This is a genomic window from Streptomyces sp. HPF1205 (assembly GCF_020400825.1).
Lineage (GTDB): Bacteria > Actinomycetota > Actinomycetes > Streptomycetales > Streptomycetaceae > Actinacidiphila.
In genome coordinates this window covers 91,042-109,549 of the sequence record NZ_JAINVH010000011.1, presented here as the reverse complement: position 1 = coordinate 109,549, position 18,508 = coordinate 91,042, and the positions used below count along the sequence as shown (strand labels likewise).

General features: G+C 69.9%; 16 protein-coding genes. 13 read left to right on the top strand and 3 right to left on the bottom strand.

Translation table 11 applies throughout. From position 1 onward, the window contains the following. Positions 1–98 precede the first annotated feature (98 nt). The 3 genes from K7G61_RS15125 (at position 99) to K7G61_RS15115 (ending at position 2,001) form a co-directional block, all read left to right on the top strand. Entirely contained in the window at positions 99–803 is a 705-nt protein-coding gene (locus K7G61_RS15125; protein ID WP_225847337.1) for a response regulator, read from the top strand. A gap of 61 nt (positions 804–864) precedes the next feature. Then, the gene (locus K7G61_RS15120) at positions 865–1,263 is read left to right on the top strand and encodes an OB-fold nucleic acid binding domain-containing protein (RefSeq protein WP_225847336.1); all 399 of its coding nucleotides are present in this window, start codon (positions 865–867) and stop codon (positions 1,261–1,263) included. 3 nt (positions 1,264–1,266) lie between these two features. Next, on the top strand, positions 1,267–2,001 hold the full coding sequence (locus tag K7G61_RS15115) for a DUF3159 domain-containing protein (protein WP_374204136.1): 735 nt from the start codon (positions 1,267–1,269) through the stop codon (positions 1,999–2,001). Positions 2,002–2,106: 105 nt separating this feature from the next. On the opposite strand, the gene K7G61_RS15110 is transcribed toward K7G61_RS15115, so the two are convergent. Next, complete coding sequence (locus K7G61_RS15110) at positions 2,107–2,802, bottom strand: TrkA family potassium uptake protein (protein ID WP_225847335.1); 696 nt, start codon at positions 2,800–2,802, stop codon at positions 2,107–2,109. Then, positions 2,799–3,467, bottom strand: coding sequence for a TrkA family potassium uptake protein (locus K7G61_RS15105; protein WP_225847334.1), 669 nt, complete (start codon positions 3,465–3,467; stop codon positions 2,799–2,801). Before K7G61_RS15105 ends, K7G61_RS15110 begins: the two co-directional genes overlap by 4 nt. Before the next feature lie 216 nt (positions 3,468–3,683). Here K7G61_RS15105 and K7G61_RS15100 point away from each other — a divergent pair, with 216 nt between their 5' ends. The 10 genes from K7G61_RS15100 (at position 3,684) to K7G61_RS15055 (ending at position 17,460) form a co-directional block, all read left to right on the top strand. Continuing rightward, the gene (locus tag K7G61_RS15100) at positions 3,684–5,753 is read left to right on the top strand and encodes an APC family permease (RefSeq protein WP_225847333.1); all 2,070 of its coding nucleotides are present in this window, start codon (positions 3,684–3,686) and stop codon (positions 5,751–5,753) included. Positions 5,754–5,862: 109 nt separating this feature from the next. Continuing rightward, positions 5,863–7,191: a class I SAM-dependent RNA methyltransferase gene (locus tag K7G61_RS15095; RefSeq protein ID WP_225847332.1), complete on the top strand. Its 1,329-nt coding sequence runs from the start codon at positions 5,863–5,865 to the stop codon at positions 7,189–7,191. 836 nt (positions 7,192–8,027) lie between these two features. Beyond that, positions 8,028–8,651 carry a hypothetical protein gene (locus K7G61_RS15090; protein ID WP_225847331.1) on the top strand — a complete coding sequence of 208 codons (624 nt, stop codon included), beginning with the start codon at positions 8,028–8,030 and terminating at the stop codon, positions 8,649–8,651. Then, positions 8,648–9,586, top strand: a complete 939-nt coding sequence (locus K7G61_RS15085) for a hypothetical protein (RefSeq protein ID WP_225847330.1) — start codon at positions 8,648–8,650, stop codon at positions 9,584–9,586. Before K7G61_RS15090 ends, K7G61_RS15085 begins: the two co-directional genes overlap by 4 nt. After that, positions 9,583–11,331: an AAA family ATPase gene (locus tag K7G61_RS15080; protein ID WP_225847329.1), complete on the top strand. Its 1,749-nt coding sequence runs from the start codon at positions 9,583–9,585 to the stop codon at positions 11,329–11,331. The genes K7G61_RS15085 and K7G61_RS15080 overlap by 4 nt, the downstream gene beginning before the upstream one ends. Positions 11,332–11,424: 93 nt before the next feature. Beyond that, positions 11,425–11,685 carry a multiubiquitin domain-containing protein gene (locus tag K7G61_RS15075; protein WP_225847328.1) on the top strand — a complete coding sequence of 87 codons (261 nt, stop codon included), beginning with the start codon at positions 11,425–11,427 and terminating at the stop codon, positions 11,683–11,685. Positions 11,686–11,689: 4 nt separating this feature from the next. After that, the gene (locus tag K7G61_RS15070) at positions 11,690–12,097 is read left to right on the top strand and encodes an E2/UBC family protein (RefSeq protein WP_225847327.1); all 408 of its coding nucleotides are present in this window, start codon (positions 11,690–11,692) and stop codon (positions 12,095–12,097) included. Positions 12,098–12,102: 5 nt separating this feature from the next. Further along, on the top strand, positions 12,103–13,419 hold the full coding sequence (locus K7G61_RS15065) for a ThiF family adenylyltransferase (RefSeq protein ID WP_225847326.1): 1,317 nt from the start codon (positions 12,103–12,105) through the stop codon (positions 13,417–13,419). Between the two features lie 480 nt (positions 13,420–13,899). Beyond that, a complete protein-coding gene (locus K7G61_RS15060; RefSeq protein WP_225847325.1) occupies positions 13,900–14,781 on the top strand; it encodes a DUF5655 domain-containing protein in 882 nt (293 codons plus the stop codon). Between the two features lie 504 nt (positions 14,782–15,285). Beyond that, the gene (locus K7G61_RS15055) at positions 15,286–17,460 is read left to right on the top strand and encodes a hypothetical protein (protein ID WP_225847324.1); all 2,175 of its coding nucleotides are present in this window, start codon (positions 15,286–15,288) and stop codon (positions 17,458–17,460) included. Between the two features lie 77 nt (positions 17,461–17,537). On the opposite strand, the gene K7G61_RS15050 is transcribed toward K7G61_RS15055, so the two are convergent. Next, positions 17,538–18,470: a Ku protein gene (locus K7G61_RS15050; protein ID WP_225847323.1), complete on the bottom strand. Its 933-nt coding sequence runs from the start codon at positions 18,468–18,470 to the stop codon at positions 17,538–17,540. Positions 18,471–18,508: the final 38 nt, after the last annotated feature.

Sequence of the window (18,508 nt, the reverse complement as noted above, 5' to 3'; positions counted from 1 at the left end):
CCCGTGACCACCGCGAGCTCCCGTACGGGCCGCCCGGCCGACTCCCGTTCGAGCCGCGCGACCGGCTCCCGTACGGGCCCAGGAGCGAGGACCACGACATGACGACCGAGCAGCGGCCCCCCACCCACCGGGTGCTCGTGGTCGACGACGAGCCCCAGTTGGTGCGGGCCCTGGCCATCAACCTGCGCGCCCGCGCCTACGAGGTCGACGCCGCCCACGACGGCGCCTCCGCCCTGCGCCTGGCCGCCGCCCGCCACCCCGACGTGGTCGTGCTCGACCTCGGCCTGCCCGACATGGACGGCGTCGAGGTGATCCGGGGCCTGCGCGGCTGGACGCGGGTGCCGATCATCGTGCTGTCCGCCCGCCAGGCCTCCGGCGAGAAAGTGGAGGCGCTGGACGCGGGCGCCGACGACTACGTGACCAAGCCGTTCGGCATGGACGAGCTGCTGGCCCGGCTGCGCGCCGCGGTCCGCCGGGCCGCCCCCTCCGGCCCCGAGGACGGCGCCACCGTCGAGACCGCGGCCTTCACCGTCGACCTCGCCGCGAAGAAGGTCAACCGCGACGGCGCCGACGTCCGCCTCACCCCGACCGAGTGGCACCTGCTGGAGGTCCTGGTACGCAACCGCGGCCGGCTCGTCGGCCACAAACAGCTCCTGCGCGAGGTGTGGGGGCCGGCCTACGGCACCGAGAGCAACTACCTGCGGGTGTACATGGCCCAGTTGCGCCGCAAGCTGGAGGCCGACCCGGCGCGGCCCCGGCACTTCGTCACCGAGCCGGGCATGGGGTACCGGTTCGAGCCGTGACCGCCGCGGACCGCCCGCAGGTCACCTGGTGGTGTCGTACCCGGCCGGTACCCTTGCAGACATGAGTGGTGCCATCCGTTCCGACCGGCCCGCCGGCCGCTTCCGCCGCATGCTCGACCGGCTGTCCTCCTCTCCCGAGGAGCTGCACTCCGAGGAGCTGCTCCAGGAGGCGAAGGCCACCGGCTGCACCCGGATCAGCGACTGCTCCGACCGCCAGATCGCGACCGTGACCGGTACGCTGCGTACGGTCACGCTCCGTCCCAGGGCCGGCGTGCCCGCACTGGAAGCCGAGCTGTTCGACGGTTCCGCCGCCCTCGATGTGGTGTGGCTGGGCCGTCGCAGCATCACCGGCATAGAGCCCGGCCGCCGCATCATCGCGACGGGCCGGATCTCCATGAACCGGGGCCGGCCGGTGCTGTTCAACCCCAAATACGAGTTGCGCCCGGTCGGACAGGAGTAACAGGTGGCGTCGATCGACAAGCAGGACGGTGCCGACCGGCACGACGGTGGGGACCGGCCGGACGCGGCGGCGAGAGCGATCACCGAGGCCGCGCTCTTCGAGGCGTTCGGCGGGATCCGCGGCATGGTGGAGACCACCGTCCCGGGCCTGGTGTTCGTCGCGGTGTACACCGCCCACCGGGACATCAAGATCTCCGCGCTGGCCGCGCTCGCGCTGTCCGTGGTGATGGGCGTGGCCCGGCTGCTGCGCCGGGACACCCTCAAGCACGCCTTCAGCGGGGTCTTCGGCGTCGCCTTCGGCGCGGTCTTCGCGATGATGTCCGGCAACGCCAAGAACTTCTACCTGCCGGGGATGCTCTACACCCTGGGTCTGGCCGTCGCCTACCTGGTCAGCGCCGCGGCCGGTTTCCCGCTGCTCGGACTGATCCTCGGCCCGGTGTTCAAGGAGAACCTGTCCTGGCGCAAGCGCAACCCGGGTCGGCTCAAGGCGTACACCAAGGCGAGCTGGGCCTGGGGCCTGATCCTGCTGGGCAAGTCGGCGATCCTCTTCCCGCTCTACTGGTGGGGTGACGCCACCCAGCTCGGCTGGGTCAAGGTCGCCCTCGGCATCCCGCCGTTCCTGCTGTCCGTCTACCTGACCTGGATCTTCCTGGTGAAGGCGCCGCCGCCGATCGACGTGATCGCGGAGATGGAGGAAGCCGAGAAGGCGGAGAAGGCCCGCGCCTCCTCCGCCTCCTGACCGGGGCCCGGGCTCTGACCGGGACCCGGACCCGGGCTCTGACCCGGACCCGCGAAGACCGCCGGTCCGGGCCTCCCGAGGGGCCCGGGCCTTCCGGCCGACGGGTCACTCCTCCTCGGGCTCGTCCTCCGTCTCCGCCTCGTCCCGCAGCGACAGCAGGTCCTCCAGCTGCTCCTCCCGGTGCGGCGCCGCCACGAAGAGCAGCTCGTCACCGGCCTCCAGCGCGTCGTCCTTGGAGGGCGTCAGCACCCGGTTGCCGCGGATGATCGTGACCAGCGACGTGTCGGTGGGCCAGCTCACATCGCCCACCCGGGTGCCGACCAGCGCCGCCTCCCGCGGCAGCGTCAGCTCCACCAGGTTCGCGTCGCCCTGGCTGAACCGCAGCAGCCGCACCAGGTCGCCGACGCTCACCGCCTCCTCGACGAGCGCGGACATCAGGCGCGGCGTGGACACGGCCACGTCGACGCCCCAGGACTCGTTGAACAGCCACTCGTTCTTGGGGTTGTTCACCCGGGCCACCACCCGCGGGACCCCGTACTCGGTCTTGGCCAGCAGTGAGACCACCAGGTTGACCTTGTCGTCGCCGGTGGCGGCGATCACCACGTTGCAGCGCTGCAGCGCCGCCTCGTCCAGCGAGGTGATCTCGCAGGCGTCGGCCAGCAGCCACTCGGCCTGCGGGACCCGCTCCACCGAGATCGAGCTGGGGTTCTTGTCGACGAGCAGCACCTCGTGCCCGTTCTCCAGCAGCTCGGCGGCGATGGACCGGCCGACCGCGCCGGCCCCCGCGATGGCGACCCTCATGAGTGCGCCTCCTCGGGCCCCTTGGCGAACGCCTCTTCCACGTCGGCGACCCCGTCCGTGCGCATCATCACATGCACCAGGTCGCCCTCCTGCAGAACGGTCTGCGAGGTCGGCAGCATCGCCTCGCCGAGCCGCGTGATGAACGCCACTCGTACTCCGGTCTCCTCCTGCAGCCGGCTGACCTTGTGCCCGATCCACGTGGGCGAGGTGTGCACCTCGGCGAGCTGCACTCCGCCACTCGGGTCACGCCACAGCGGCTCGGCGCCCGACGGCAGCAGCCGGCGCAGCATCTGGTCGGCCGTCCAGCGCACGGTGGCGACCGTCGGGATGCCGAGCCGCTGGTAGACCTCGGCCCGCCGGGGGTCGTAGATCCGGGCCACCACGTTCTCGATGCCGAACATCTCCCTGGCCACCCGGGCGGCGATGATGTTGGAGTTGTCGCCGCTGCTGACGGCCGCGAAGGCGCCCGCCTCCTCGATTCCGGCCTCGCGCAGCGTGTCCTGGTCGAACCCGACTCCGGTCACCCGGCGCCCGCCGAACCCGGAGCCCAGCCGGCGGAAAGCCGTCGGGTCCTGGTCGATCACCGCGACCGTATGCCCTTGCTGTTCGAGGGAGTGCGCGAGAGTGGAGCCCACTCGCCCGCACCCCATAATCACGACGTGCACGACCGTCCTTCCGGCTTCGTCAATGAGTCCCCTTTGAGTCACCGCCCGCGCACCTGGCGCGGTGCGCGACGAGTGCCTGAGACCGGTACTCAGCGTCTCAGACCGCGGCCAAAGCTACACACGCGCGGCGCGGCGCAGAAGGTTGCCACGTGCCGTCCGCCTTCCGGGATCGCAGGGGGGCATCCGCACATCCGAGCGATCCTCTAACATCGCGGGGTGTCCAAACTGACCGACCTGCCGAAGCGGATCCTCATCGGGCGGGCGCTGCGCAGCGACAAACTGGGCGAGACGCTGCTGCCCAAGCGGCTCGCGCTGCCGGTGTTCTCCTCCGATCCGCTGTCCTCGGTGGCGTACGCGCCGGGCGAGGTCCTGCTCGTACTGTCCATCGCGGGCGCCTCGGCGTACCACTACAGCCCCTGGATCACCGGCGCCGTGGTGGTGCTGATGTTCACGGTGGTCGCCTCCTACCGGCAGAACGTGCACGCCTACCCCTCCGGCGGCGGTGACTACGAGGTCGCCACCACCAACCTGGGGCGCAGGGCCGGGCTGACCGTCGCCAGCGCCCTGATGGTCGACTACGTGCTCACGGTGGCGGTGTCGGTCGCCTCCGGCATCGAGAACCTGGGCTCCGCCGTCCCCTTCTTCGTCAGCCACAAGGTCCTCGGCGCGGTCGGTATGATCGTGCTGCTGATGCTGATGAACCTGCGCGGAGTGCGCGAGTCCGGGAGCATCTTCGCCGTCCCCACCTACGCCTTCGTCTTCGGCGTGTTCTGCATGATCGGCTGGGGCGTCCTCAAGATCGCCACCGGCCACGAGATGCACGCCCCCACGGCCGGCTACACCATCCACGCGGAATCCTCCGGTCTCGGCGGGTTCGCACTGGTCTTCCTGCTGCTGCGGGCCTTCTCCTCCGGATGCGCCGCGCTGACCGGCGTCGAGGCGATCAGCAACGGTGTGCCCGCCTTCAAGAAGCCCAAGTCGAAGAACGCGGCCACCACCCTGACCGCGATGGGCCTGCTGGCCGTCACCATGTTCTGCGGCATCATCGCGCTGGCCATGAACACCAAGGTCCACATGGCGGAGAACCCGGCCACCGACCTGCTGGACCACGGCCGGCCGCTGGGCAGCGGATACACCCAGGACCCGGTGATCGCCCAGGTCGCCGAGGCGGTCTTCGGCCACAACTCGATCCCGTTCGTGTTCCTGGCGTCGGTGACCGCGCTGGTGCTGTTCCTGGCCGCAAACACCGCCTACAACGGCTTCCCGGTGCTCGGCTCGATCCTCGCCCAGGACCGCTACCTGCCGCGCCAGTTGCACACCCGCGGCGACCGGCTGGCGTTCTCCAACGGCATCGTGCTGCTGGCCGGCTTCGCCGCCGTCCTCGTCGTCATCTACGGCGCCGACTCCACCCGCCTGATCCAGCTCTACATCGTCGGCGTCTTCGTGTCCTTCACCCTCAGCCAGACCGGTATGGTCCGGCACTGGAACCGCCACCTGAGGACCGAGACCGACCAGGCCGTGCGCCGCCGCATGATGCGCTCGCGGGCGATCAACACCTTCGGCGCCTTCTTCACCGGCATGGTGCTGGTGATCGTGCTGCTGACGAAGTTCACCCACGGTGCCTGGGTCGCCGTCCTGGGCATGGTCGTCTTCTACGCGACCATGACCGCGATCCGCCGCCACTACACCCGGGTGTCGGACGAGCTGGCCGCCGGCGACGAGCCGGGCGACGAGTACGTGCTGCCCTCGCGGGTGCACTCCATCGTGCTGGTCTCCAAGGTGCACAAGCCCACCCTGCGCGCTTTGTCGTACGCCAAGCTGATGCGCTCGGACTCCCTGGAGGCGCTCAGCGTCAACGTCGACCCGGACGACACCAAGGCGCTGCAGCGGGAGTGGCAGCGGCGCGGCATCGACGTCTCGCTGAAGGTCCTCGACTCGCCCTACCGCGAGATCACCCGCCCGATCGTCGACTACGTCAAGGGCCTGCGCCGCGAGAGCCCCCGGGACGTGGTGAGCATCTACATCCCCGAGTACGTCGTCGGCCACTGGTACGAGCACCTTCTGCACAACCAGAGCGCGCTGCGGCTCAAGGGCCGGCTGCTGTTCACCCCCGGGGTGATGGTCACCTCCGTGCCGTGGCAGCTCGAATCCTCCGAGCTGGCCAAGGCGCGCGCCAAGCGGCGGGCCGACTGGAACGCGCCCGGATCCGTCCGCCGCGGCTCGGTGGGGCCCCCGCGCAGGATCGAGGCGGCGGACTCGGGCACCATGGGCCGCGACGTAAAGTAGGTCTTTGCGCCCGAGGGCCGCGGACCGTCCGCCCGGGCGGCCGCCCGTGGCCCCCAGTCCGCTCCCGCCGTCCTCTCACCCCGTCCCGCCGCCCAGGAGCAGCTCCGCCATGCAGACACAGCCCGCCGCTTCCCTCGTCGGCCAGGAGTACGAGGTCGAGGTCGGCCCGGTCGCCCACGGCGGCCACTGCGTGGCGCGGACCGACGCCGGACAGGTGCTGTTCGTACGGCACGCGCTGCCCGGTGAACGAGTGGTGGCGCGGGTCACCGAGGGCGAGACGGGCGCGCGGTTCCTGCGGGCCGACGCGGTACGTGTCCTGGCGGCGTCCAAGGACCGGGTGGAGGCGCCCTGCCCGTTCTCCGGACCGGGCCGGTGCGGGGGCTGCGACTGGCAGCACGCGGCACCGGGCGCCCAGCGGCGCCTGAAGGCCGCCGTGATCGCCGAGCAGCTGGAGCGGCTGGCGGGCCTGAGCCCGCAGGACGCCGGCTGGGACGGCACGGTCGAGCCCGCGCCCGGCGACAAGGTCGCCAAGGGCGAGGTCCCCGCGTGGCGCACCCGGGTCCAGTACGCGATCGACGACGAGGGCCGGGCCGGGCTGCGACGGCACCGCTCGCACGAGGTCGAGGTGATCGACCACTGCATGATCGCCGCTCCGGGCGTGAGCGAGCTGGGCGTCGAGGCCCGCGCCTGGCCGCAGATCGCCTCCGTGGAGGCGATCGCCGCCACCGGCTCCAACGACCGCCAGGTCGTCCTCACCCCGCGCCCCGGCGGGCGGCTGCCGCTGGTCGAACTCGACCGGCCGGTGTCCGTGCAGCGCGTCGGCGAACGCGATCACGCCGTGCACCGCGTGCACGGCCGCCCCTTCGTCCGCGAACGCGCCGCCGGGCGCACCTGGCGGGTCGGCGACGGCGGCTTCTGGCAGGTCCACCCCAAGGCGGCCGACCTGCTGGTGGACACGGTCATGCGGGGGCTGATGCCGAAGCCCGGGGACACGGCGCTGGACCTGTACTGCGGGGTGGGCCTGTTCGCCGGGGCCCTGGCCGAGCGGGTGGGGGAGCGCGGCGCGGTGCTCGGCATCGAGTCGGCCAAGCGCGCGGTGGAGGACGCCCGGCACAACCTGCGGGACCTGGACCGGGTCCGCATCGAGCAGGGCAAGGTCGAGCAGGTTCTGCCCAGGACCGGCATCACCGAGGCCGACCTCGTCGTCCTCGACCCGCCCCGGTCGGGCGCCGGCCTGACCGCCGTCCGCCAGGTCGCCGCGCTCGGCCCCCGCCGCATCTGCTACGTGGCCTGCGACCCGGCCGCCCTCGCCCGCGACCTGGCCTACTTCGCCGACAACGGCTACCGCCCGGTCCTGCTGCGTGCCTTCGACCTGTTCCCCGTCACCCACCACGTGGAATGCGTCGCGGTGCTCAAGCGGGCGGGGAAGGGCGCCTGACCTGCGGGTTGGCCGATGTGCGTTATGTGCGGTGTGGGCGTTACGGGCGGTATCTCGACGCTGAAATGACGCTCGTGACGCTCATTTGACGCTCGTTGATCTTGAATGCTGACGGCGAGTCAGGCGTATTGCCAGGCAGGTCAGACCCTGTTCGAGGTGGTAAGCACCGATGGGGGGACGAGAGCAGGCGGCGCTGAGTGCAGGCCGATACGCCCTGCTGGTCAGATGTTCCGGAAGAGACCAGGCAGGGCTGTGACCTGCCGTGATGAGTGACTGATGGCTTCTGACCTGCGCGAATGGTCTTTCAGCTGTTTCATGTTCATGCTGGTTGATGGGGCTGGAAGTCCCAGAAAAGTCCCAGAGGACTCCCACTGCTGTCGGCCATTCTTTCGGTCCGTATCCACAGTGGGGCTGTGCAGTACGGGCCGAAGCCTGTGCATCGATGGTCCACTCTCAACGAACGGCACGGCTCACTTCTCGAGCGGCTTGCAGTCGGCGAAGAATCTGGTGCTTGGGTTCGGGGAGACTGGCGCTCGGCCTATCCCTGCGTGACTGAGGGCTTCTGTCGATCGACAAGGGCCGTGGCGGTGCCCGCGTCGAGGTCACCGAGGCCGCCATGCTGGAGCGACCGCTGCTCCTCACCGACGCGGGCACCGGGCTGTCGCTGTCGGACCCCGGGACAGGGACCGTCCGCTTCTTGGGGAGGCGGGCCGTTCGTGCGCCGTAAATTTGGGGCTCTGCCGAGGGCCTCCTTGGGGCACGATCTCCACACGGTGGTGGCGGAGCCGGAAAAGATCTTGAGCGGAGGGGGGTGCGCACGCCGGGTAGCGAGCGACATGCAGATGATGGACGAACCGGGCTCGGATGGCGACGAGCTGCTCCTGCGATGGCGGCAGGGGCGGCTGGACGTGCGCACCCTCTACGCTGCCGTCCGCGAGCCGATGCACCAGAGCGCTCGCCGCGGGATCTCCTTGATCACCTCGTCCACCCCGGACCCGCGCGACGTCGAGGAAGCCGTCGCCGATGCGTTCGAGAAGCTGCGCGCCAAAGATCCCGGAGAGGTGACGTCCGTCATCGGCCTCGCAAGGATGATCGCCTTGCGCCGCGGGCAGGACATCGGCAGGAGGGTGGTCCACGAGCGCGAGGAGATCAGGAAGTATCTCGCTGATCCGCGGGTCGACGCGACGATGGACTTCCATGACGAGGAGGTGCGCGCTGCCGAGGAAGACGAAGCAGTCCTCGTCATGGCCGCGGACTGCTTCGGATGCTTGACCGAGGAGCAGCACGACCTCGTGGCGAAGACGATCATGGGACAGGAGACGCTGTCCGACTGGGCACTGCGGAACGGCAAGTCTCACCAGTCCGCGAGTAGGCAAAGACGCCGGGCCATCGAGACGATCAAGCGCTGCATCGCGTCGAAGCAGCGCGAAGGCACCACGGGACGGGAGGTGACACCATGACCGACGACGAGGAGATGGAGAACCGGCTCGACGCACTCATCGAGGAGTATCAGCTCTATCTGCGGGGGCAGGGCCCCGAGCCGGATCTCTCGGATCTGCCGCCGCGCCGTCAGGAGACAATCAGGGAACAGTTCAGAATTGTGAAGGCCCTCGCTGACCGTCGCCCTGAACTGCCGCCCCTTGAGCAGGATCCCGTGGCGATTCGCCTGGGCCTGGCGGGACCGGGGATCTCGACTTCCCCTGTGATGCTGCCCGGCACTGGCGGTCGGCAGGCAACGGGTGGTGAGTTCCTGGAGACGTCCCTCGACGAGGTGGCTTTCCGGTTTCAAGGCCGCGTGGTCCTCGAGAGCGTGCCGGCGTGGTTGCCGGACACGCCGGAAGCACTCCAGGGCGTGGCGCAGTGTTCTGTGCTGGCGGAAGCAGTAGCCGTCTTCGCCGGGGACACCGATGCGCCGTGGCTGCCGGACCGGCTCACCCGGTTCTTCAACCTGCGGCCGGAGGTCTCTGCCGCCTGTGTCAGCTCGCCCGACGCCGAACGGGCCATGGTCTTCACGCCGGCGGACGCGACACGTTCGCTCGATCCGGCTCTCGGCTGGCTCGATCCGCACCGCCCCATCACGGCTGAGCCCCTGTCGCTGGCGTTGACCCGGTTCTTCGAACAGCGCCTGCCGCGCTGGGACCGGGTGGCCGCCGCAGACATCTTCACGACGGTCGAGGGGCTCGACACCGAGGCGGCCATTGTGCTTGACGCGGAGATCGCTACGGCACTGCGAGCCCGGCCGCGGCTGGAATTCAGGAAGGCCGGACAGCGCGTGCTGGCCGAGATCGACCCGGCCCGCCTGGTTTCCTTGGTAGTCGCCGTGCAGACTGGCGAGCGGGGTCCCGGTGAGCTCGTGGAGGAGCTCACCGAAATGGCGGGGATCGGGGCATCATGATCGCCCGCATCCGCCTGGAACGATGGCGTGCCTACGAGACGCTGGATCTGACGTTGAACCGGGCGGTGACCTTCTTCGTCGCCCCAAACGGCGTCGGCAAGACGTCTTTGGTCGAAGCCGTACGGTGGGGCCTTTTCGGCAAGCCTGCCCCCCGCCGCCTGGGCCAGGCCGTGCGTATCGGGCACGACACGGCGACAGTGCAACTGGACCTGCTGGTGGACGACTGCGCGGTGCAGGTGACCAGGACACTCCACCGCGGTGGCGGGGTGCGCTTCGCAGCGACCGCCGACGGCGACCCGATCGACGAAGCTCGCTACAACCGTCTGCTGCAACGCGTCTGGGGGGCCGACCCCGGGCTGCTGGAGGCCCTGATCTTCGGGGCAGAAACCAAGGGCGAGGCCACCGCGTTCCCCATCAAGGACCACCTCGCGGACATCTTCGGCGTCACACCGCTGCTGCAGGCTGCCCACTCGATCAAGATCCGCAGGACCGAACTCGCGGCGAAGATCAGATCCCTGCGCAACGACCTGAGCGGTTCGGACGAGGCGATCGTGGCGGCGACCGCCGCCGTCGCCCGGCTCGAGCGGGAACTGGCGGCCGTCGCCGAGGAGCGCAGCGCGGCCGAAGATGCGGCGGCCCGGCTGGAACAAGCCGCAGAGCTCGCCAGGGGCTGGGCCGAATACCGGCTTGCGGCTCACGCGTACGACGAGAAGGTGCGCGAACTCGTGATGCGCATGACCGGAACGATGCAGGCCGTCGATGCGGACTTGGCGGAGGCGATCGCCGCCGATGAGCGCGAGGCGTTTACGCAGCTCGAATCGAACCTGGCCGCGAAAACCGCCGCCGAGATCCAGGCGGCGCGAGCCGCATCCGGTGTGGAACTTCTCGCCGACTCCACCGGCCACTGCCCGACCTGCCTGCGCCCGCTGGAGCCTGCCGAACGTGACCATGCGCTTCGCGCGCACGGCGGCGCGGACCACGCCGCACACGCCCAAATCGACCAGCATGACCGCGAAACCGCCAGGGCACGGGAACGCCTGACCGCAATCAGCCGGTTCCGCGACGCCTTGAGCGCGCTGCGCGCGCCGGTCGAGCCGGACGGCCCGGACCCAGGCAGCCAGGCGATCGACGAGCTCGACGGCGCACGCCGTCTCACCTCCGGCCTTGCCGAGCGCAACGGTCAGGTGACAGCCCAACTGGAGGCGGCCAGGGCCGAGCTGTCGAGACTGCAGCGAGCCGAAGCCGACCAGTCCCGATTGACCGAGACAGCGCGCCAGGACAGCGTCATGGAGGTCACCGAGCGCACCATCCACACACTCGCCGACCGCTACCTGACGAACTACATCGAGCCGATCGCGCGCGAGGTGGGGCACCGCTGGAAGCTCGTGTTCGGTGCCGACGGCCTCCACTTCGATGCCGACGGAAACCTGAGCGTCGCCCGCGGGGAGGCAAGCCTGGCGATGGGCGACCTCAGCGGTGGAGAACGCTCCACCGCACTGATCGTCACCCGGCTGCTGCTGGCCAACACCCTCGCCCGCGCCTCGAGCGTCTGGTTCGATGAACCCCTTGAGCACCTCGATCCACGCCGGCGCACCGCGATCGCCCAGACCCTGGTCTCCGCCGTCCAGGCCGGAACCGTCGGCCAGATCCTGGTGACCACCTACGAGGAGAACCTCGCCCGCCGCCTGGCCGCCGTCGCACCGGACACTGTGGGCCTGACGTACGCCACCACGGACTCCAGCTGAAAAAGTTCAGGCCAGGGGGGTGCGGATCGCACCGTGCCATCGACCTAGAGGTGAAGGCCCGCACACGGCGGCCCGGAACCCTGGGAGGCCCGCATGGCATCCACCGAGACCGAGATGACCCAGACCAAGCCCCAGCAGAAGGTCTTCGTCTTCGAAGTCGACGACATCGAGTACACCTACGACAAGCCGAAGATCACCGGCGCCCAGATCATGGCGATCGCCAGCATCAGCCTCTCCGATGGCATGGTGCAGATCCTCCCCGATGGATCGCGCGAGGCAATCGCACCGGACCAGACCGTCCACCTCGTGCCCGGCGCCCAGTTCAAGCGGCGCCCGCGCTTCAAGCGGGGCTGAGCCCATGTCCGTGCCCGAACGGCTGGCCGAACGCCTGAGGCAGGAGACACCACTGCTGCGCCAGGCGTTCCCGAACGCGACCCTCGACTGCGAGGCACTCGTGGTCATCCTGCACGACCACCTCCTGCCCGCCGGCTGGTCACACGACCACACCGATGTGCTGTTCGCCATCCCGCTCAATTATCCGGCCGGGCAGCCGGACAACATCTGCGCCCGCCCGGACCTGACCCTTGCAGGCGAGATGACCCCCGGCAACAGCCAGGGCATCCAGCAACACGCCGGCGGCCCCTGGCTGCAGTTCTCTTACCACATCGACCCGAACGACTGGCATCCGCACGCGGACCCCGTCAAGGGCAGCAACCTCGCCGACTACCTCGTCGGCGCCCTCACCCGCTTCCAGGAAGCGAGCTGACGCTGATGAGCGCACTGAAGTTCATGCGGCCCGAGCACTGGGCCCGCATCGAGCAGCACCTCGCCAACACCCGAGGCGAACGCTTCGCCTTTGCACTGACCAAGACCTTGTACGACGGCGAAGACGGCCCCGTGCTCGAGGTCATCGACATCGTCCTCATCGACGACGCGGACACCCAGCCGAACCACGACGGCTACTACCTGTCTGAGAATGCACTCGACCGCGTCCACAACCAGGCCCGCGCCACCGGCCACGGACTTGTGGAGTTCCACAACCACCGGGCCGCACCGCCCGCGTTCTCCTCCGTCGACGAGCGCGCACTCGCCGAAATGGCCCCCTACGCCGTCGACCTGCTCGACGGGACCCCCTACGCCGCCGCCGTCTGGGCCCCAGGAACGATCCGCGCCGACTGGTGGCGGCCCCTGCCCGGAGCCCACGTCGAACGCGGCCAGTTCCGCACCGTCACCGTGCTCGGTGAACACCTGAAGGTACTCAACGCTCCCCCCGTCACTGACGAACGGTTCACCCGCCAGATCCCACTCCTCGGCCCGGAAGCACAAGCCGCCATCGGCACACTGCGCGTGGCGCTGGTCGGAGCCGGGGGGACCGGATCCCACGCCGCACTGGCCCTGGCCTACCTCGGCTTCCGCAACCTCGTCGTACTCGACGACGACCACGTCGAGACGACCAACCTTAACCGCCTGGTCACCGCAGATCAGGCGGATCTCCAAGCCCCGAAGACGATCGTTGCCCGTCGCCGCATGCGGGCGATCGACCCGCGCATCAACATCCGCACCCTGCCAGGGCTCACACACTCTGGCACGCACCCTGAATTGCGGGACGTCGACCTGATCATCGGATGTGTCGATCACGACGGCCCACGCCACCGCCTGAACCAGTTCTCCATCGACACCCGCACGCCACTACTCGACATAGCCACTGGAGTGGACGAGAGCGCCGCCTCGGTCGCCCTCGGCGGCCGCATCGCGCTCCTCCTGCCGGGTGAAGCCTGTCTGACCTGCCAGGACGAACTCGACTCCGCTGAGATTTCCCGCTGGGCCAAACCCGAGCAAGCGCAAGCCCTCGACCGGGCTCACGGTTATGGCACCGGGACAGCGAATCCGTCCGTTGTCTACCTCAACGCCCTGGCAGTAAACGCCGCCCTCGCGGAACTCGGCGCGTGGATCTCCGGCGCCAGAACCCCGGCGCGCTGGCTCGACATCGACCTAGTAGGGACCATGAAATCCCCCGGCACCAGAATCGGCCCACGTCGAACTGTCCCTCGCGACCCCGGCTGCGTCGACTGCGCCCACTTGGCATGAGCGCAGCCGGACCTCACCCCGTCCGACCGGTCCAGATTGCAAGCCGTGCCACCTTTCCGCTGCGTCGGCAGGTCGCTGACCTTACAAAGGCAGGGCAGTGGCGGTTGGCCTCACATCTTGGAGGCCCTGCTGGGCCGGAAAGGGCAACGGTCAAAAGGCCATGTGCATTAGGCAGGTGTGAGACGGGCTCTGACCGGCAGTCGGGCTGGTCAGAGCCATGACTCCGGAGTGCCCCCGGCAGGCTTCGCACTTGCGCACACGGCTCCGGAGGCCGTGGCCAAAGCTTGTGTTTCCGCAGGTCGGGGCGTTACCTGATGGTTCGTCGGGTCTCCTGCGTCACAAATACGTCACTCGCTCCGACGTCGCACCTGATGCCTCATCAGGGCCGTCTGTCGCTGCCGCGCCTGGAAACAATCATGCCCCTGTCTGGCGTTCTTGTCTCGTCGGCCGCGGGGTGTGAGGGAGCACGGGGGGGCGCATTTGAGGTTGTTCACGCTGGGTGACGGGGGTGCGACGGAGATCGCGCCGCGCGCGTTGGAGTACGAGCGGGATCTGCAGAGGCTGGTCGAGGCGAACATGGAGGCGCTGCTGGGGGTGCGCTTCCTGGCAAGCGAGTACAGCACGGGGCCGGTGCACGGCGGGCGGATCGATTCGCTGGGGATCGATGAGAACGGTGCTCCGGTGGTGGTGGAGTACAAGCGCGGGCGGGATGCCGGAGTGATCACCCAGGGGTTGTTCTATCTGGCGTGGCTGTCCGATCACCGGGCGGAGTTCGAGGCCCTGGTCCGCGACCGGCTCGGGCTTCCGGCCGCGTCCCAGGTGCTGTGGAGCGCGCCGAGGCTGATCTGCGTGGCGGAGGACTTCAGCCGCTACGACCGGTACGCGGTCCGCGAGATCCGCCGGTGCATCGACCTGGTCCGCTACCGCCTCTTCGGCACCGGACTGCTCGGCCTTGAGCCGGTCGTCACCGCCGCGGCAGGCGACCACAGCCGGGGAGCAGGCTCTGGCAGTGCCCGGCGCACGCCGACGGCGCAGCCGGCCGACGGTGTCATCGGCGAGCTGCGGGACGCCCTGGACGATGTGCTGATGTCGCTGGGGGAGGACGTGCGGCGGATCGAGCGCAAGCAGTACCGGGCCTACCGGCGGCTGCGGAACATCGCCTGCGTCGGCCGGGACCGGCGCAGCGAGGTGCTGCTCTACCTGCGGGCCGACCCCAAGGAGGTCGATCTCGTTCCCGGCTTCACCCGGGACGTGACCGGTCTCGGGCATCACGGCACCGGGGACCTGGAGGTCCGCCTGCGCACCGAGAAGGACCTGGAGCGCGCCGCCGACCTGCTGCGCCTGAGCTACGCCGCGGCGTAGTTCAGCGCTGCGGGGGAGCCGGAGCGGCTCCTGCCTGTCGGTCGAGGCCCGTGGGGCGACGGCCAGCCGGGCGTGGGGCGTGCGCCTGCCCGCGGCCGTCACCTGCTGCGTGTGCTCGGCTTTGCGGGCAGTGTGATGCGAAGGGCTGGTGGCGGGTCCTTTCGTCGGAGCGGGCAGGGGGTGGCGGTGTGTATTCCATGATGCTGAGAAAACACGTTTTGCCTGACGGTAGTTTCCGTGCTACTGCAGGTCACATGCCGTGCCCTGGGCCTTGAGGCGTGCCGAGGCCGATGAACTGCGCGAGATCGCCGGAGCGCTCGCTCGGGCCGACAGCGGCAGCCGGCAGCCGGGCGCGCCGCGGTAGTCGGACGCCGGAGGCCGCTGTTCGGTCGGTCACCGTCAGTGAGGTTGTGGAGGGCGGGTGACCTGGGAATGTGCGCCGCCCGTGCTCGGTGCGCAAGACTCCTGCCGTGGGCATCAGCAGCTGGTGATCGGGGCTCGACGGTGGACAAGCAGACCGACCCGTTCGCGGCCGGACTGACGATGGTCGCCGGACGGGCGCTGGCGCTTGTGGCCTACCGGGATACCGAACGGTGGGGGGACCGGCCGCTGGTCCGCGGCGGCGACGATGCCCGCGGAACGGTACTGGCCCTAATGCCGCCGGCCTGCGACGGCCAGGGCGCCGAGTTCCGCCGGCGGGCGGCACGGGCGTTCTGGGACCTCGCCGAAGACCTGGCGGCAGGCCGTGCGCCCCTAGCCCGATGCACTGCCGAGTCCTGGGCGCTGCAGGTGATGCTGGAGCACGCCCCGAGGATCTGCGCGGCCACCGACGCGGAGCTGCGCGCGTGGGGAGTCGCAGTCCCAGACGGTGACGCTGACGACTACTACCCCCCGGACTTCGACGAGCAGCCGTTCATGTTCGTGATCGACAGCGCGGAGACCACCATTCCCGAGGCCCAGGACACCGAGGACGGTGGCCGGGACGCGGAGGAGGACGGGGCGGATTCCGGGGGCGGCTGGTCGCGTCCGCGGTACTGGTTCTCGCCGTACGGCATCACCGTTCCCCGCGACCCGCAGCGCGGCCATCCCGACTCCGTGGCCCTGGCGTCTGCCTTGCCCGGGCCGGAGCGGGCCGAGGAACTCCTGCACCTGAACCAGGGCCCGGCAGCCGATCGTGGGGACCGCGACGGCCGCGGTCACCTCAACGACGACGACCAGTACCCGTCCGGGGCACTGGCTGCGATCCTGACTCCCCAGGCGGCGGACCTGCTCGCCGTTGCTGCCGACCACGTGGCCGACAGCGGCTGGTACGACCTGTTCCAGTTCGGTGACCGCGTCGTCGAACGCCCCGACGATGAGGAAGACGAAGACAACGACTGGAGTGAGGACAGCTTCCTGCTCGATCTTCCCGCCTTGTGCGACGGGCAGTCGGCCGCGTGGCGGCTGGCGATGGTGCAGGCGGTGGAGAACCTCGCCGGTGACCTGCGCGGGCGGCGGGCACCGATCCCGACGTGCACCGCGGAGGAGCTGGCCTTCCACCTGATCCTGCGCGAGGCCGAAGTCCTCCTGGACTACCTGGATGACGACAAGGAGTACGCGCGCCAGGTGGGGCTGCCGCCGGGAAGTGAGTTCAGCGCCCGCCACCGCACGCTGGACCTGTGGCGCGAGTGCTTTCTGCAGGACGAGGACGTCCTCATGCACTACGACGAGCGCCTGCAGCACGTGGCCACCGACCCCGACCATCCCGCCAGCCGCCAGCTCGGGACCGGCGACCTGCGCCCGCGCTCCTGGTTCACCCCCTTCGGCAACGTCCGCCCCCGCCCCGTCCGCCGCCTGGATCCCGGGCTGCGCGAGCGCCTGGCCACCGCCGACCCGCAGGCGTTCTTCGACAGCACCTCCGCCCTGCGCGACCAGCCCCTGCCGGCCGCCGGGCCCGCCGCGGTGCTGCCCGAGGGCCTGCGCGAGGAATTCGAAACCTTCGTCGGCCTGGCGCAGCGGCGGTTCTTCGACGAGCCGACGGCCATCGCCATGGCCACCAGCCTGGACCGGCTGCTGACCCTGTTCTTCTCCCTGCCGCAGGTGGTGCCCTTCCGGATCTGGCCCCTCAACCCCCGCGCTTCTGCGGTGCAGGCCGGCCTGCTGATCGTCGACGACGACTTCTGCCTGCGGGGACTGGACCGCACCTGGCGGCTGAGCGCCGACCGCAGCGACGGCGACGCCCGCCGGTGGGCCACCGAACTGCTCAGGGACTGCGCCAACTACGCCCTCAACAACTGGGACCGCGGCCCCTGGGACATGCTGCGCGGCCCCGACGAGCCCGCCCCAGAACCCCTGCACCCTGCACTGCCCGACACCCTCACCGAGCGCCTGCGGGACCTGGCCCGCGACATGACTGCTGCCGGGTTGCTGCGCCACCGGATGAACGAGCTCGCGCTGACCACCGCGGAGCTGGCCGATCTGGCGGTCCTGCCCGAAGGGCTGGTGGCCTCCTGGCTGGACGGCGCCGAAGCCTCCCCCTCCCAGATCATCCGGTGCGCCCCGGCCCTGCAACTGTCCGAGGACGTCTTGCTGGATGCCGTCGCAGGGAAACGCGACACAACGTACTGGCCACTTCCCCAACCGCCCCTCGACTGCACCGGCCGCCCCGAACGCGGAGCGTACGGCCAGGCCGGAGGCTGAGATGCCGCTGCCCGCCGCGGGCGGGCAGGCCCCCTCCGGGGCGTGCTAGGGGTCGAACAACCGCGTGGTCTGTTGGGTCAGCCAGCGTGGGTGCCGCGGCCGGCGCTCTTCTTCGTAGTCGTCTTCTTGGGCGTGGTCTTCTTCCGGGCTGGCTTTTTCGCGGTGGTGGCCTTGCGGGGTTGCCGGTCGCGCAGGTGGGTGACACCGGCGTCCTTCCCGGTACCGGTGTTCGCGGAGGTCGTGCGGGCCTGGTCAAGGCTGGCACGAAGGGCGGCCATGAGGTCGACGGTGCCGCCGGTGCCCGCAGCAGCTGGGGGTGCCTTGGGGGGTTCGGCGCCTTCGATCTTCGCCTCGATCACTTCTTCCATGGCCGTGGCGTACTCGTCGTGGAAGTCCTCGATGCGGATGCCGCTCATGGCGTCGATCAGGGCCAGCGCTCCGTCCATCTCGTCCTTGGAAAGTTCAACATCGCGGCGGGGTGCCGCACCGGCCGGCCGGCGGATTTCGTCGGGCCAGTGGAGCATCTGCAGGACCATGACCTTCTCGCGGGCGTGGACCAGCGCCAGGCGTTCGCTGCCGCGCATCGCCAGTTTGCCGACGGCGGCCTTGCCGGAGCGGGCCAGGGCGTCGCGCATCAGCGCGTACGGCTTGTTGTTCGCCGGCGAGGACGGCGCGAGGAAGTAGGGCTGGCCGAGCTGCTCGGGCGGCACGCCGGCCAGGTCCACGAAGCCATTGACCTCGATCGTTTTCAGGGTGGGCAGCGGCATGGCGTCGAGTTCGTCGTCGGTGATCTCCACCAGGTGCCCGTCCGGCGCCTCGTAGGCACGCCCGATGTCCTCCAGCTCCAGGGGCTGCTCGTCCAGCTCACAGACCTTCCGGTTCCGCACCCGTCCCATGTCCTTCAGGTGGACCTGACGGAAGCCGATCTTGTGGCTGGACGTCGCGGGCTCCACCGTGACACCGATACTGACCAGTGAGAACGTCAGGTTCCCCGACCAGATGCGCGGCATGGTCTCACCCCGTTTCAGCACGGTTCGCCCCCGTGTGA